Annotated in this window: 17 protein-coding genes; 8 read left to right on the forward strand and 9 right to left on the reverse strand. The window is 65.8% G+C overall.

Annotated features, from left to right (window positions below; translation table 11 throughout):
• The first annotated feature begins 8 nt into the window (after positions 1-8).
• The gene (locus ACN0YL_RS06905) at positions 9-962 is read left to right on the forward strand and encodes a hypothetical protein (RefSeq protein ID WP_417497473.1); all 954 of its coding nucleotides are present in this window, start codon (positions 9-11) and stop codon (positions 960-962) included.
• 55 nt (positions 963-1017) lie between these two features.
• Entirely contained in the window at positions 1018-1455 is a 438-nt protein-coding gene (locus tag ACN0YL_RS06910) for a DUF1489 family protein (protein ID WP_417497474.1), read from the forward strand.
• Positions 1456-1458: 3 nt separating this feature from the next.
• Here ACN0YL_RS06910 and ACN0YL_RS06915 read toward each other — a convergent pair whose 3' ends face one another.
• Both ACN0YL_RS06915 and panC read right to left on the reverse strand, forming a co-directional pair.
• On the reverse strand, positions 1459-2265 hold the full coding sequence (locus ACN0YL_RS06915) for a glutaminyl-peptide cyclotransferase (protein ID WP_417497475.1): 807 nt from the start codon (positions 2263-2265) through the stop codon (positions 1459-1461).
• 52 nt (positions 2266-2317) lie between these two features.
• The gene (gene panC, locus ACN0YL_RS06920; RefSeq protein WP_417497476.1) at positions 2318-3181 is read right to left on the reverse strand and encodes a pantoate--beta-alanine ligase; all 864 of its coding nucleotides are present in this window, start codon (positions 3179-3181) and stop codon (positions 2318-2320) included.
• A gap of 84 nt (positions 3182-3265) precedes the next feature.
• Between panC and ACN0YL_RS06925 the strand changes: the two genes are divergently transcribed.
• The 4 genes from ACN0YL_RS06925 (at position 3266) to ACN0YL_RS06940 (ending at position 5631) form a co-directional block, all read left to right on the forward strand.
• A complete protein-coding gene (locus tag ACN0YL_RS06925; protein WP_417497477.1) occupies positions 3266-3886 on the forward strand; it encodes a hypothetical protein in 621 nt (206 codons plus the stop codon).
• A 60-nt stretch (positions 3887-3946) separates the two neighbouring features.
• On the forward strand, positions 3947-4834 hold the full coding sequence (locus ACN0YL_RS06930) for a division plane positioning ATPase MipZ (protein WP_417492814.1): 888 nt from the start codon (positions 3947-3949) through the stop codon (positions 4832-4834).
• Position 4835: 1 nt separating this feature from the next.
• Positions 4836-5294 carry a DnaJ domain-containing protein gene (locus tag ACN0YL_RS06935; protein ID WP_417497478.1) on the forward strand — a complete coding sequence of 153 codons (459 nt, stop codon included), beginning with the start codon at positions 4836-4838 and terminating at the stop codon, positions 5292-5294.
• Positions 5295-5376: 82 nt separating this feature from the next.
• The gene (locus ACN0YL_RS06940) at positions 5377-5631 is read left to right on the forward strand and encodes a hypothetical protein (RefSeq protein WP_417470376.1); all 255 of its coding nucleotides are present in this window, start codon (positions 5377-5379) and stop codon (positions 5629-5631) included.
• Here ACN0YL_RS06940 and dprA read toward each other — a convergent pair.
• The 7 genes from dprA to ruvX form a co-directional block, all read right to left on the reverse strand.
• On the reverse strand, positions 5610-6791 hold the full coding sequence (gene dprA / locus ACN0YL_RS06945; protein ID WP_417497479.1) for a DNA-processing protein DprA: 1182 nt from the start codon (positions 6789-6791) through the stop codon (positions 5610-5612). The genes ACN0YL_RS06940 and dprA overlap by 22 nt on opposite strands.
• 85 nt (positions 6792-6876) lie before the next feature.
• Complete coding sequence (gene plsY, locus ACN0YL_RS06950) at positions 6877-7509, reverse strand: glycerol-3-phosphate 1-O-acyltransferase PlsY (protein WP_417497480.1); 633 nt, start codon at positions 7507-7509, stop codon at positions 6877-6879.
• A gap of 3 nt (positions 7510-7512) precedes the next feature.
• Positions 7513-8790 carry an amidohydrolase family protein gene (locus ACN0YL_RS06955; RefSeq protein WP_417497481.1) on the reverse strand — a complete coding sequence of 426 codons (1278 nt, stop codon included), beginning with the start codon at positions 8788-8790 and terminating at the stop codon, positions 7513-7515.
• Positions 8787-9749 (reverse strand): aspartate carbamoyltransferase catalytic subunit, encoded by a 963-nt coding sequence (locus ACN0YL_RS06960; protein WP_417497482.1) that lies wholly within the window; start codon positions 9747-9749, stop codon positions 8787-8789. The genes ACN0YL_RS06955 and ACN0YL_RS06960 overlap by 4 nt, the downstream gene beginning before the upstream one ends.
• A 466-nt stretch (positions 9750-10215) precedes the next feature.
• Positions 10216-10620, reverse strand: a complete 405-nt coding sequence (locus ACN0YL_RS06965) for a type II toxin-antitoxin system HicB family antitoxin (protein WP_417497483.1) — start codon at positions 10618-10620, stop codon at positions 10216-10218.
• A 614-nt stretch (positions 10621-11234) separates the two neighbouring features.
• Positions 11235-12143 carry an AEC family transporter gene (locus tag ACN0YL_RS06970; RefSeq protein WP_417497484.1) on the reverse strand — a complete coding sequence of 303 codons (909 nt, stop codon included), beginning with the start codon at positions 12141-12143 and terminating at the stop codon, positions 11235-11237.
• A 2-nt stretch (positions 12144-12145) separates the two neighbouring features.
• The gene (gene ruvX / locus ACN0YL_RS06975) at positions 12146-12595 is read right to left on the reverse strand and encodes a Holliday junction resolvase RuvX (protein ID WP_417497485.1); all 450 of its coding nucleotides are present in this window, start codon (positions 12593-12595) and stop codon (positions 12146-12148) included.
• 99 nt (positions 12596-12694) lie between these two features.
• On the opposite strand from ruvX, the gene gatC reads away from it, so the two are divergent.
• A complete protein-coding gene (gatC, locus tag ACN0YL_RS06980; protein WP_339741698.1) occupies positions 12695-12982 on the forward strand; it encodes an Asp-tRNA(Asn)/Glu-tRNA(Gln) amidotransferase subunit GatC in 288 nt (95 codons plus the stop codon).
• 6 nt (positions 12983-12988) lie between these two features.
• Positions 12989-14461 (forward strand): Asp-tRNA(Asn)/Glu-tRNA(Gln) amidotransferase subunit GatA, encoded by a 1473-nt coding sequence (gene gatA, locus ACN0YL_RS06985; RefSeq protein ID WP_417497486.1) that lies wholly within the window; start codon positions 12989-12991, stop codon positions 14459-14461.
• Position 14462: the final 1 nt, after the last annotated feature.

Raw genomic sequence — 14462 nt, forward strand, 5'->3', positions numbered from 1 at the left:
CCGGTTCAATGCGTGACACTTTCATGGAGCGTTTCAGCAGCAATTGGTCAGTCGAGGCGCGGCAGAAATTCCGCCGCGAGCCGGCCGTCGTTCGTCATAATTATCACGAACACCACCTGTTTTCCGACATGGCACTGGCGGCCCTGATCGAGCGGCATCCGCGCGAGCTGATCGATTTCTGCACCATGGGCGATGACGCCACCGATCATGACAGCTGGCGCGCCGGCGATCCGGGCGCGCTGAGCGGGATGGAGCTGATCGAGGCGGTGCGCAAGGGCAGGCTCTGGCTCAATTTGCGCCATGCGATGGATCTGGATGCGCAATACCGGCCGATCTTCGACGCCATGCTGGCCGACATGAAGCGCGCCAATCCGGGCTTCCGACCGCTGGTCGCCGAGGCCGGCATCCTGATTTCCTCGCCCGCAGCCCAGGTCTTCCTGCACTCGGACGTGTCGGAGACCATGCTCTGGCACATGCGCGGCGTGAAGCGCTTCCGCACCTATCCGCCGCGGCTGCCCTACCTCAATCGCGATGATGTCGAAGGCGTGCTGCATCAGGACAAGACCGAGGATATCGCTTTCGATCCGGCCTGGGACAAGGCTGCCTTCACCATCGACCTGCATCCGGGCATGGCGATCAACTGGCCGCTGCACGGGCCGCACCGGATCGAGAACCAGTCGGGCATCAATGTTTCGGTGCCATTCGAGATCTCCACCCAGCAATCGCGGCGCCAGAACGCCGTTCTGTATGCCAACGGGATCCTGCGGCGCCAGTTCGGCTGGACGCCGCGCTCGACGGCGACGGGCGGAGTGGGGGCGCTCGCCAAGCTGGCCCTGGCCGCAATGGTGAAGCTGAAGATCAAGGTCTTCGGGGCGCCGCAGGTCGATTTGCCCAAGAGCGCCAAGACGTTCGATATTGATCTGGCGGCACCGCAGGGCTTTGTCGATCGCCAGCCCGTGTGAGGCTGGCCCGTTCGGCAGCTTTGACCGCGACCGGGATTCGCCCTAACTCCTGACCATGGTCATGCATCTCATCAAGCTCTGTGTCGGCGTGAAGGAAATCGAGCAACTCGAATCCTGGCGGACGCAGGAAATCCTTGCCCGCCGCGCCGCCGGCGAGCCGGAGGTTATTGCGCATGTGACGCGGATGATGCCGACGCGCAAGGACGAGATCGAGGCCGGCGGCTCGCTCTACTGGGTCATCAATGGCGCCGTGCAATGCCGCTCGGAAATCATCGCACTGGAACAGATCCAGAGCGAGGACGGCATCAAGCGTTGCGCCATCATCATGGCGCCGGAACTGATCCGCACAGCGCCATCACCAAAGCGCCCCTTCCAGGGTTGGCGCTATCTCAAGCCCGAAGATGCACCCCGCGATCTCTCGGCGCCCGGTGAGGGCGGGGAAGGGCTTTCTGACGAGCTGCGGGCCCGGCTGATGGAAATCGGCGCCTGGTAGCGCCTAATCGCCGTCGCCGGGCAGGCGGATCTCGTACAGCACCGGCCACAGCTTGCCGGTGACATAGATCTGGCCGGTCTCGTGATTGACGGCAATGCCATTGGCGACCGCATCACGCGGGTCGGCCACCCCGGCCGGCAGCAGCGCGCCCAGGTCGATAAGGCCGGTGACCCGGCCGGTTTCCGGGTCAATGCGGACGATCATGCTGGTCTGCCAGATATTGGCCCAGATCTCGCCATTGACCCATTCCAGCTCATTGATGCGCCGCACGGGACGGCCATTGAGGGTGACGTCGATCGTGCCGGTCAGTTCCAGCGTTTCTGGATCAAGCAGACGCAATTGCGGCGACCCGTCCGAGAGGATCAGCTGGTTGCCATCCGTGGTCAGGCCCCAGCCTTCGCCGGGATAGGCGAACTGGTCGATCAGTTCGAAGGTGGCGGCATCGAACACCATTCCGGCGCCGGAAACCCAGCTGACCATGAAAATCTCATCGCCGATCCTTGTGCTGCCCTCGCCAAAGATCGGCGGGTTGATATTGACCTGTTGCAGCACATGCCCGCTCTGTAGCTCGACACGGCGCAGGCTGGATTCACCGACCTGGCCGGTGCTCTCGAACATCGCGCCGTCATGGATGAACAGGCCCTGGGTGAAAGCGGCACTGTCGTGGGGATAGGTGGCGACGATTTCGGGCTGCACGGTTTGTGGCCGCACGATTTCCGCCCGTTCGGTCTCCGGGGCCGCCGGCTGGCCGCAGGCAATCAGTGGCAGGGTCAGCCAGGCCAGTGCGGCCAGGGAGAGGGTCGGTTTCATATCGCAGTGTCCAGACTTCAAACCAGAGGTCAGCTTAGCGCCAATTCCGGCGTCAGGAAGGCAGGGCTGCACAATTGTCGATCAGCCGGGTCGAGCCCAGCCGCACCGCCGCCAGCACCCGGGCCGGAACCGCCAGCGCGTCATCGCCGAGCGGTGCCAGTGTGTCGGCGCAGCGCGCCTCGACATAATCGACCGCATCGAAGCCGGCCTCGCAGGCCGCCAGCGCCGTCTGGCGGGCCTGTGCCACGCTCTGCCCGGCCGCCATATCGGCGGCGAATTGCCGGAGAATCCGGTTGAGCTGGCCGGCTCGCTGGCGATCGGATGCCGACAGATAGGCATTGCGCGAGGACAGGGCGAGCCCGTCGCGCTCGCGCACGGTTTCACCGGCGATGATGTCGACGCCGAGGTCGAGATCGCGGACAAGTCGCCGGATGACCAGCAATTGCTGGTAATCCTTCTCGCCGAACACCGCGACATCGGGGCGGACCTGGTTGAGCAGTTTGGCGACGACGGTGGCGACCCCGTTGAAGAAATGCGGCCGCGCGGCGCTTTCCAGTCCCTCGGCAGGACCGGCGACGGCAATGCTGGTGGCAAAGCCTTGCGGGTAGATCACGTCATTGGTTGGCAGATAGATCAGATCGCAATGCGCCTCGGCCAGGTGCTGCGAATCCTCGATCACCGTACGCGGATAGGCCTCGAAATCCTCACCGGGCGCGAATTGGGCCGGATTGACATAAATGCTCGCCACCACCCGGTCGCATTGGGCCTTGGCCAGCTGGACCAGGGCGAGATGCCCGGCATGCAGGGCGCCCATGGTGGGCACGAAGCCGACGCTCAGCCCCTCATCGCGCCAGCTGCGAACGCGGGCGCGCAGCGAGGAAACGGTTGTGGCGGACGGGATTTGCAGGTTGAGCATGGTGGCACCGGAAATCTGATCGCCACGGCATAATCATAAGCGATGAGGGAGGCAAGCGGCCCGACTCGGTCTAGATGTCATGGCATGAAAACTTCGCATCTTCTCATCAGCCTGCTGGCCGGCGCTTCCGTGCTGGGCGGCTGCGCGACGACCGGGGCTGCCACCGCACCTCAGACCGCCGCCGCGCTGCCGCCCGTCGCTGAAACCCAGGACGCGCGGATTGCCGATCTGGTGGCCCGCGAGCTTGATCGCCGTGCCCGCCATGACGCCGCAAGCCTGGCCGATGTGTCACCGGAACTGCGCGCCCTCGCGCAGGCCCTGGCCGGGCCGGCACCGGGGCCGGCGGTGGCTGGAGACGGCGCCCGCGGCGGCATGCTGCCTCCAGCGCCGGCCGAGATGCTCGATGCGCCGAGCCTGTGGCATGGCATCCATCTCGCCTCCTACCGCATTCATGCCAATGCGGTATCGGGCTGGGCCGAGCTGCAGGCGCGTTTCCCGGCCGTGCTGGCTGACCGCGAGGCGCGGCTCGCGGCCGTGACCCTGCCGGGGCGCGGCGATTTCCTGCGGCTTGAGGCGGGGCCCTATGATAGTCTGGCCGAGGCCCGGGAGGCCTGTATGGTGATCGAGCGGGCCGGTGCCTATTGCATGCCTGTCGAGTTTGCCGGACAGCCCATGACTGATTTCGTGCCGCCTGCAGCGCGCTGACAGCCCGGCCTGCTTGAATTTGTGTCGCGTCGCTGGCGCGCGGGCTAGATTGCCGGAACCATGAGCACACACCCAGCCTTCAAACTCCCTTCCCGTCCGATCGGCCGCCCGCGCGATGGTGCCGCCGAGGCGCATGTCATTGTCGTCGGCAATGAGAAGGGCGGGGCGGGCAAATCCACTGTTGCCATGCATCTGGCCGTGGCGCTGATGCGGATGGGCAAGCGGGTCGGCGCGCTCGATCTCGATCTGCGCCAGCGCAGTTTTTCGCGCTATCTCGGCAATCGAAACGCCTGGTGCGAGAAGCATGGCGTCCAACTGCCCCGCGCGGCGGAAATCGCCCTGGCGCCGAGTGCCCAGCGTGATCTGGACATTGTCGAGATGGAAGAGACCGAGCGCTTCTCCAATGCGCTGGGGGATCTCAAGGCCCGCACCGATTTCATCATCATCGATGCGCCTGGCGCCGACACGCTGTATTCGCGCCTGGCGCATTCGTCCGCCGACACCATCGTGACGCCGGTCAATGACAGTTTTGTCGATTTCGATCTGCTCGCCGAGATCGACCCGGACACGTTCCAGGTCGGCCGGCCGAGCGTGTACAGCGAGATGGTTTGGGAATGCCGCAAGCGCAAGGCGGCGCTGGAGCGGCGCTCGATCGACTGGGTCGTGATGCGCAACCGCGTCTCCATGCTCGATGCGCGCAACAAGCGGCGCGTCGGCGAAGGCCTCAAAATGTTGTCCCAGCGGATCGGCTTCCGGCTGGCGCCGGGCTTTGCCGAACGGGTGATCTATCGCGAACTCTTCCCGCTGGGGCTGACCCTGCTCGATCTCACCGAGAGCGGTTCGACCCTTCCTTTCACGATGAGCCATGTTGCGGCCCGCCAGGAATTGCGCGACCTTCTCATCGTTCTCAAATTATCCGGGCTCGAGGGACAATCCATCCCCTTCTGATATGGCGGCATTTTTCCTCGGATTTCTCGCCCTTGCAGGCTTTCTGGGCGCTGCCTGGTGGTTCTCCCGGCAGAAGACCGCCCGCGCATCACGCATGGTGCGCATCCTGCTCGGTGGCGGCGCCGTTGTCGCTGGCGTACTGCTGACCCTGCGCGGCGCCATGCCGCTGGGCATCCCGATCGGCCTGTTCGGCCTTGGCATGCTGGGGATCGCCGTCAATGCACCCGGCCAGGCCGGTTCGCGGCAGCAGGGCGGCCCGCCGTCGTCCGGTGGCGGCATGACACTCTCGGAAGCGCGCGAAATCCTCTCGGTCGGCCCCGATGCGACGCGCGAGGAAATCCGCCAGGCGCACCGCAATCTGATGAAGAAGCTGCATCCCGACACCGGCGGCGGTTCGGCGGCCCTGGCGCGCCAGGTCCAGGAGGCCCGCGATCTCCTGCTCGCCGCCCTCGGGGACTAGCTTGTCCGGAATTATAGCGGGCGAATTTGCTCACGGCACGAAAAGGTTGTATGCAGGTGTCCGAACCTTGGAGCCGGGGGCGATGAAGCCTGAGAAGACGACAGCCATTGCGCACCGCCGCCGGAGCCGGGCTACCCAGCGTGACCTGTTTGGCCGGCGCCCGCGCCTTGCCGGGGCTCCCGATCCCGCGCTTCACCGGATCGCACTGGATCTGCGTGAAGTCAGCGAGCGGGCCCTGCGCGCCGGTCTGGGGCGCTGCAGCAGTCTGATCGAGGTCGCTGCCCTGATGGTCGAACTCGAGGGCTCGATGATGCTTCAGGACGATCCCGACATCTGAACCAGCCCGCCCGGCAGAAGGTCGATCTCGCCGGCCATTTCCAGTTCCAGCACAATCGCCCGGATTTCACCGACCGGCAGCCTTGCCTGGCGCGATAACTCGTCGGCCGAGATCGGGGTCGGCGAGAGCAGCGCCCGGATGCGCTCGGCCGGATCTTCCGGCCTGGGCGTGCTGGCCGGTGGCCGGGCCTCATCCGCAGCTGTTGGTTCGCTGTCGAGACCGGGCCAGTCGATATAATCGAGCGGGTCGTCCTCCAGCCCGTTGGCGGCAGGCGGGTTTTCGGCCTCGATAGCCGGTGTGTTCTCCAGGATCGCGACGACATCCTCGACGCTCTCGATCAGATGCGCCCCGTCGCGCAGCAATTGATTGCCGCCGCGGGCGCGTGGGTCGAGCGGCGAGCCTGGCACCGCCATCACCTCGCGCCCCTGTTCCCCGGCAAAGCGTGCCGTGATCAGTGAGCCCGACTTCACCGCCGCCTCGACCACCAGCACGCCCAGCGACAGGCCGGAGATCAGCCGGTTGCGGCGCGGGAAATCGCGCGCAGTCGGCAAGGTGCCCAGCGGCACTTCCGAGACCAGCAGGCCCTGCTGCGCGATGGCATGGTGCAGTTCGTAATGCTCGGGGGGATAGATGTAATCCAGCCCGCCGGCGAGGACGGCGATGGTGCCGGTCTCGAGCGCTCCGCCATGGGCGGCGCCATCAATGCCGCGCGCCAGTCCGGAGACGATGGTGACCCCGGCGCTGCCAAGCCCATGGGCGAGCTCGCGCGCGAAGCGCAGGCCGGCGGCCGAGGCATTGCGCGCGCCGACCATGGCACAGCAGGGCTTTGCCGCCAGTGCCAGCTCTCCCTTGACGAGGATGACCGGCGGTGCGGCGGGGATGCAGGCGAGGGCGTGGGGATAATCCGCTTCGCAACTGGCCAGCAGGCGCGCGCCGGCGCGGTCTATGGCGTCGAGTTCGGCTTCGGCGGCGGTGCGGGGCGGGATGTCGGGGCGCGGCGCACCACGGGTGCGGGCGAGGCCTGGCAGGGCGTCGAGAGCGGTTTCGGCATCGCCGAAACGGGCGAGCAATCTGGCAAAGCCGACCGGGCCGATGCGCGGCGTTCTTGCCAGGCGCAACCAGTCACAACGCTCGGTAAAGCTCAGCTCTGCCGGTCTCACGGCCCCTCCGTTTCTGCCCCGCTTTCGTCTTGCCCCGATCTATCCCTGGTGTGCCTTTAATGGTCTTTTGGTGTGTCGCTGTTTGCTACGGGTGTGACGCCGGGTCATCTTCGGCGGGCGCTGTCTTCTTGCCGCCGATGCGCGGCTCCTCGCCCTTGAGGATGCGGCCGATATTCGCCCGGTGCAGCCAGTAGATCAGAACGGCGAGCAGCCCGGTCATGATCGCGACATCGGGACGGCCGATCACCAGTGCTGCGACCGGTGCCGCCAGGGCTGCGACCAGGGCGCCGAGCGAGGAGATGCGGAAAATCGCCGCCGTGATCAGCCAGGCCGCGATCACCGTCAGCCCGACCGGCCAGGACACGACCAGCACCGTGCCGACGAAGGTCGCGACACCCTTGCCGCCCTTGAAATTGAGCCAGACCGGGAAGCAATGCCCGGCAAAGGCGGCGGCGCCGGCGATCAGGCCGGCTGTGGTGCCGAGAAAATAACCGAAGATCGCGGCGGCAATCCCGGCCTTGCCGGCATCGAGCAGCAGGGTCGCGAGCGCCAGGTCCTTGCGGCCGGTGCGCAGCACATTGGTGGCGCCGATATTGCCCGAACCGATGGCGCGGATATCACCGAGCCCGGCCAGCCTGGTGATCACGAGGCCAAACGGGATGGAGCCGAGCAGATAGCCGCCCAGCGCCGCGATCAGATAGTAAAGCGCATCCATCATCGTCTACCCGTCATGGTTGTGTATATTGGTCCCGCCAACGAAGCTTTGCAAGACCCGCCCCTGGAAACGGCGTCCCGACCAGGCACAATTGGCGCGCGGCGAGGCGAGGGCGTCCGCATCGACGACCCAGGGGATATCGCCGTCGATCAGGATGAGATCGGCCGGTGCGCCTGGCTTGATGCGGCCCTGGGGCAGGCCTAGCAGGTCGGCGGGGCCGCAGGTCAAAACCCGCAGGGCGTCGATCAGTTCAAGCTGGCCGTCATGCACCAGGCCGAGCATGGCGCCGAGCATTGTCTCGAGGCTCAATGTGCCGGCAATCGCCAGCGCGAAGGGCTCGCCCTTGTCGTCGAAGGGTGTCGGGCGGTGATCGGAGACGACGGCATTGATCTCGCCATTGGCGACGGCCTCGACCAGGGCGCGGCGATCCGTTTCCGAGCGCAGCGGCGGATCCATGCGGAAGGCCGAGTCGAGATCGCCGGCATCGGTCTCGTTGAGGGTGAGGTGCGCGACGGCGACCGTTGCGGCGATTTCGGTATCGCGGACCCGGACATGGCGCAGGGCATCGAGCCCGGCCTCGGTCGAGAGCCGGTCAACCAGCAGCTTGCCGCCGGAAAGCTCGGCCAGGCTGGCATCGCGCTCGATGGCGATGCGTTCGGAGATCGCCGGCTCGGACGGCAGGCCCATCCGCGCCGACCAGTCGCTCTCCAGCGCCACCGTGCCGGCGGAGAGCTCGGCATCGGCCGGGCGCGAGGCGAGCCAGAAATCAAACTGGCTGGAATAGGCGAGCACACGCCGCATGACACGGCTGTCGGCAATCGGCCGGTCGCCATTGCCGATCATCACCGCACCGCAACGCGCCAGCAGGCCGATCTCGGCCATCTGCTCACCGGCCAGCCCGGCCGTCGCCGCGCCGGTCGCCAGGAAGCGCACGCCGTGATCGCCGAAAGAGCGCACCAGCGAGGCCAGACTGTCCGGGCTGTCATTGGGCGTGCGGGCATTGGGCGCCAGCATCACCGTGCCGACACCGCCGCGCGCGGCGGCGGCGGCGAGCGAGGTCAGCGTCTCGCCATCGGGGGTGAGGCCCGGTTCCTTGGCGGCGCGCAGATCGACCAGCGCCGGCGCCAGGATGCGGCCACGCGCGTCGATGACCTCGTCGCAGGCATCGATATCGATATCCGGGCCGGCCTCGAGGATGGCGCCATCCTCGACCACGACGCCGCCGGGGCCGTCATAATCACTGGCCGGATCGACCAGGCGGGCATTGATGATGGCAAACATCATGATCCATATCCTTTTCGGATATTGGCGCCGATCAGTTCCAGCATCGCCATGCGCACGGCAACGCCGCTCTCGACCTGGTCGAGAATGACGCTGACCTCCGGGTCGTCGGCGAGGCGGGTATGGATTTCCACCCCGCGATTCATCGGCCCGGGATGCATCACCAGTACATCCGGCGAGGCGACCTCAAGGCGTTCATGGGTCAGCCCGAACAGATGGAAGAATTCACGCTCCGACGGCACGAAACCACCGGTCATGCGCTCCTTTTGCTGCCGCAGCGCCATCACCGCATCACAGCCGGTCAGCGCCGCGTCGAGATCATGGAACACATCGACGCCCCATTGATCGACATCGGTCGGCAAAAGGGTGGGCGGTGCACACAGGCGAATCTCGGCGCCGAGAATGTTCAGCAGGCCGATATTGGAGCGCGCGACGCGCGAATGCAGGATATCGCCGACGAGCAATATCCGCCGTCCGCCGACCGAGCCCCAACGCTGGGCCAGGGTGAAACTGTCGAGCAGGGCCTGGGTCGGGTGTTCATGCATGCCGTCGCCGGCATTGATCACGGCCAGACCGGTCGCATCGGCGAGGAATTTTGGCGCCCCGGTCGCCGGATGGCGCACGACGAGAATGTCCGGCCGCATCGCCGCCAGGGTGCGCGCTGTATCGCTGAGGCTCTCGCCCTTCGATGCCGAGGATGAGGCCATGGCGAAATTCACCACATCGGCCCCGAGCCGCTTGCCCGCCATCTCGAAACTGCCCTGGGTGCGAGTCGAGGCCTCGAAAAACAGGTTGAGCACGGTCAGCCCGCGCAGCTCGTCCGAGGCTTTGTCCGGCGTCCGGTTGCGCTTGAGAAAAGCTTCAGCGCGCTCAAAAATGATCGCGATATCAACAGGATTGAGGTCAGCCACCGATAAGAGGTGACGGTGGGGGAAATCGTAGGAAAATTCCGCGCGGCTCATCCCGCCTCCCGCTTGAAAGCGACCCGGTGCAGGGGTCGGCGCGGTATAGGCGGCGAGCGGCGTGGTGGCAAGGGGGGGCACGTCCCTCTCCGTGAGGAGAGGGTGCCCCCCGGATCCGGGCGGGTGAGGCGGGTAATGGATACGCCTCAGGGCTGGCACCGTCCCCGTTAATCGCCCACGGTGATTTTGCCCGCCTCATCCGCCCCGGATCAAGTCCGGGGCACCTTCTCCTCACGGAGAAGGAAGGGCGTTGGGCTTTCCATGAGTCGCGGTGAGTTTTCCCTCTCCGTGAGGAGAGGGTGCCCGAAGGGCGGGTGAGGCGGGTAATGGATACGCCTCAGGGCTGGCACCGTCCCCGTTAATCGCCCACGGTGACTTTGCCCGCCTCATCCGCCCCGGATCAAGTCCGGGGCACCTTCTCCTCACGGAGAAGGAAGGGCGCTGCGCTTGTGAGGGTTGGCGCCAGTCACCCCGACCCCAAAGCCCCCTCCACCAGCAATCTCGACCGCGTCAGCCCCTTCCGCCGTGCGAGCTCGTCTATGCGTTCCAGGGCGAATTCGTCGATGCTGATATTGATGCGGATCGAGCGTCCGGTCCTGGGGGCCGGGGCGAGGGCGATGACTGCCAGCGCATCGCTACGGTCGGTGCGAAAATCGGGATCGGCGAGCAGGGTGTCGAGCGAGCGGGGGCGGGGCAGCGGCAGGCCCTCGTCTTCCAGGGCGTTGAAATTGGAGCGCAGCGCCTTACGACCCGCGGCAATGGCGTCTTCGACGCTGGTGCCCGCTGCAATGACGCCCGGCGCATCGGGGAAAGAGAGACCGTAATGGCCGGCTTCATCGGCGTGGATGAGGGCGTAGAAGGTTTCGTTCATGGCGGGTTCCGTGTATGCGGTTACACACTATATACACAAAAATGATCGCTCGCACCAGCGGCGGAGCTATCCCTGAAACTCTTGCAAGCCGCCTGCCTGAGTGGATTTGCGCGGTCAAGGGCGGAGCCGCGCGCGGCCGCAAAGCGGCCCTTGACCGCGTAAATCCACTCAGGCCCGATCCCGGCAAGACTTTCAGGGCAGGGTCCGGGCGCCGGGCAAGAGGAATGGGGCGTGTCGACGACAAGATAGTCCCCAACTTCCCTCTCCGTGAGGAGAGGGTGCCCGAAGGGCGGGTGAGGCGGGTTGGCGCTACATCGCAAGACTGGCACCACGCCGCCAATCGCCCACGGTGATCTTGCCCGCCTCATCCGCCCCGGATCAGGTCCGGGGCACCTTCTCCTCGCGGAGAAGGAAGGGCGCTGCGCTTTCCATGAATCGCGGTGAGCTTTCCCTCTCCGCGAGGAGAGGGTGCCCGAAGGGCGGGTGAGGCGGGCGATGGATACGCCTCAGGACTAGCCCGCTCCCGCCAATCGCCCACGGTGATTTTGCCCGCCTCATCCGGCACTCCGTGCCACCTTCTCCTCACGGAGAAGGAAGGGCGTTGTGCCTGGCCTTCAGCCCAGCAGCCACAGCCAGAACGGAATGGTGATGAAGCAGAACAGCGTCGAGGCTGTGATGTCGCCGGCGGAATAGGGGGCGTCGCCGCCCATTTGCTGGGCGAGGACATAGGCCGAGCCGGCCCCGGGCGAGGACCCGGTCAGCAGCAGGATGGTCAGCGGTATGCCGTCCAGGCCCATCGCCTTGCCGACACCGTAGAAGACCAGCGGGCCGATCATCAGTTTGAGGAAGACGGAGAGGGCGAGCAGGCGCGGGCGGGCGCGCAGGGTGGTGAAGTTGAGCCCGGCGCCGACCGAGAGCAGGATCAGCGGCAGCGCGGCCTGGCCCATCAGGGTGAGGGTGTCGATGAGTGCGGCGGGCACCGGCACATGCGCCAGATTGACGACGCCGCCGGCGACCGAGCCGAGAATCAGCGGGTTGGTGACGATGCGATAGAGGATGGAGCGCCAGTTGGGCGCCGCGCCTTCACCCCAGACCGCCAGGGCTGCGACGCATTCCATATTCACCAGCGGGATCGAGACCACCATCACCAGCGCAACGAGGATTTCGCCCTGGTCGCCGAACAGCGCGATGCCGAGCGCCAGGATCAGCATCCCGTTCCAGCGGCACACCGCCTGGAAGACGCTGGTATAGGTCGGGTCCGGGATTTTCAGCGCCGGTTTCAGCGCCAGCATGATGGCAGCCATCGCCAGGAAGCCGAGAACGGCGGCGATCAGGAAAGGCCCGAGCGTGATCGAGGACAGGTCGGCGCGGGCAATGGCGGTGAACAGGAGCGCCGGCGACAGGCCGAGATAGGCCAGGCGCGAGACCGGGCCCCAGCTATTGTCCGGCAACAGGCCGGAGCGGCGCAGCAGCCAGCCGATCGCGATGACACCGAAGATCGGAAAGAGGGCGTTGAGGATCATGGCTATAGATGCTCCAGCCGGTCGAGCACGCTGCGCAAGATGTTGGCGGCAGCATGGGCATCGATCACTTGCTTGCGGCGGTCACGGCGCATGCCGGCCGAGATCAGCGCCTCGGTCGCCTCGAAGGTGGAGAGGCGTTCGTCCTGGAAGAGGATCGGTATGTCGCGCAGGCCCAGCAGATTGCGCGCCAGCGCGCGTGAGGACTGGGCGCGGGCGCCTTCTGTGCCGTCCATATTGTAAGGCAGGCCAATCACCAGGCCGACGGCCTTGCGCTCGTCATAGAGCTGGAAGATTCGCGCCGCGTCGTGAGTGAATTTGGTGCGCGCGATGGTTTCCACGGGGGTGGCGAGACCGCGCGTGGCACCGCATGCGGCGACGCCAATCGTCTTGGAGCCCGGATCGAGCGCAAGGATCGGGCCTTGCGGCAGGTCGGAGAGATCAATCAGGGCCATGGCGTCGAGATGCTCCCGGTGCGGTTTGCCGTCAAGCTTTCTTGCACCTGCGAAGGCGTATTGCTACTCAGGCTGCTTCGATTGTCCGGAGCTGATTTCATGTCCGTCACCGCTGATGATGTGCGCCGCATTGCCCGGCTCGCACGCCTTGCCGAACCGAAAGACCGTATCGACACGCTGGTGGGCGAGTTGAACGGGATTCTCGACTGGATCAAACAGCTCGACGAGGTCGATATCGAAGGCGTCGAGCCGATGACCACACCGGTCAAATTCCCGCTGCCGCAGCGCGAGGATGTCGTCAATGATGGCGGGATTCGCGACAAGGTGCTGGCCAATGCGCCCAGCAGCGAAGACGGCTTTTTCGTTGTGCCCAAGAGCGTGGAATAGAGCGATATGAGCGATCTCCTCAAACTCTCACTTGCCGATGTCACCGCCAAGCTGCGGGCCCGCGAGGTTTCCGCGACCGAGCTGGCCACCGAAGCACTCGCCGCCTGTCAGTCGGCCCAGGGCGCGCTGAATGCGTTCACGGCCTTCGATGAAGCCAAGACGATGGCGATGGCGAAAGCCTCCGACGAGCGCCTGGCGCGCGGTGAGGGCGGTCTGCTGGAAGGCGCGCCGCTGGCGATCAAGGATCTGTTCGCGGTCGAGGGCGTCTCGACCACGGCCTCCTCGAATATCCTCAAGGGTTTCAAACCGCCTTACGAATCCACCGTGACCCAGTCCTGGTGGGATAATGGCGGCGTCTTCCTGTGCAAGACCTCGATGGACGAGTTCGCGATGGGCTCATCGAACGAGACCTCCAATACCGGTCCGGTCAATAATCCCTGGAAGGGCGCGAAGGGCGAGACCCTGACCCCGGGCGGCTCCTCGGGCGGTTCGGCCACGGCTGTGGCGGCAGACCTCTGTTTTGGCGCGACCGGCACCGATACCGGCGGCTCGATCCGTCAGCCGGCCGCGTTTACGGGAACTGTCGGCGTGAAGGGCACGTATGGTCGCACCTCGCGCTGGGGCGCGATTGCCTTTGCCTCCTCGCTCGATCATCCCGGCCCGTTCGCCAAGACGGTCAAGGATGGCGCCATGCTGCTGCAGGCGATGTCGGGCCATGATCCCAAGGATTCGACCTCCCTGCCCAATGACGTGCCCGATTTCGTCGCCGCCTGCGGCCGTTCCGTGAAGGGGCTGCGCATTGGCGTGCCGAAGGAATACCGCGTCGACGGCATGCCGGACGAGATCGAGAAGGCCTGGCAGCAGGGCATTGAATGGCTGAAGGCCGCCGGCTGCGAGATCGTCGACATCTCCCTGCCGCACACCAAATACGCCCTGCCGGCCTATTACATCGTCGCGCCGGCGGAAGCCTCGTCCAATCTCGCGCGCTATGACGGCATGCGCTATGGCCATCGCGTCGAGGGCAAGGACCTGACCGAGACCTATGAGAAGACCCGCGCGGCCGGTTTCGGCGCCGAGGTCCAGCGCCGCATCATGATCGGCACCTATGTGCTCTCGGCCGGTTATTATGACGCCTATTATCTGCGCGCCCTGAAAGTGCGTACGCGCATCCTGCAGGATTTCGACGAAGCCTTCCAGCTCGTCGATGCCATCCTGACGCCATCGGCGCCGTCGGCGGCTTTCGCGCTGGGGTCGAAGTCGAATGATCCGATCGCGATGTATCTCAATGACGTCTTCACCGTGACCGCCAATCTCGCCGGTGTGCCCGCCATGTCGGTGCCCGCCGGGCTCGACAAGGATGGCCTGCCGCTGGGGCTGCAGATCATCACCAAGGCGCTCGACGAGGAGACGATGTTCACCGTCGGTGCGGCGCTCGAGGATGCGGCGGGTTTCACTGCCAAGCCGGCGAAATGGTGGTAGG

Origin of the sequence: Maricaulis sp. (genome assembly GCF_048269565.1) — a bacterium.
Taxonomy (GTDB): Bacteria; Pseudomonadota; Alphaproteobacteria; order Caulobacterales; family Maricaulaceae; genus Maricaulis.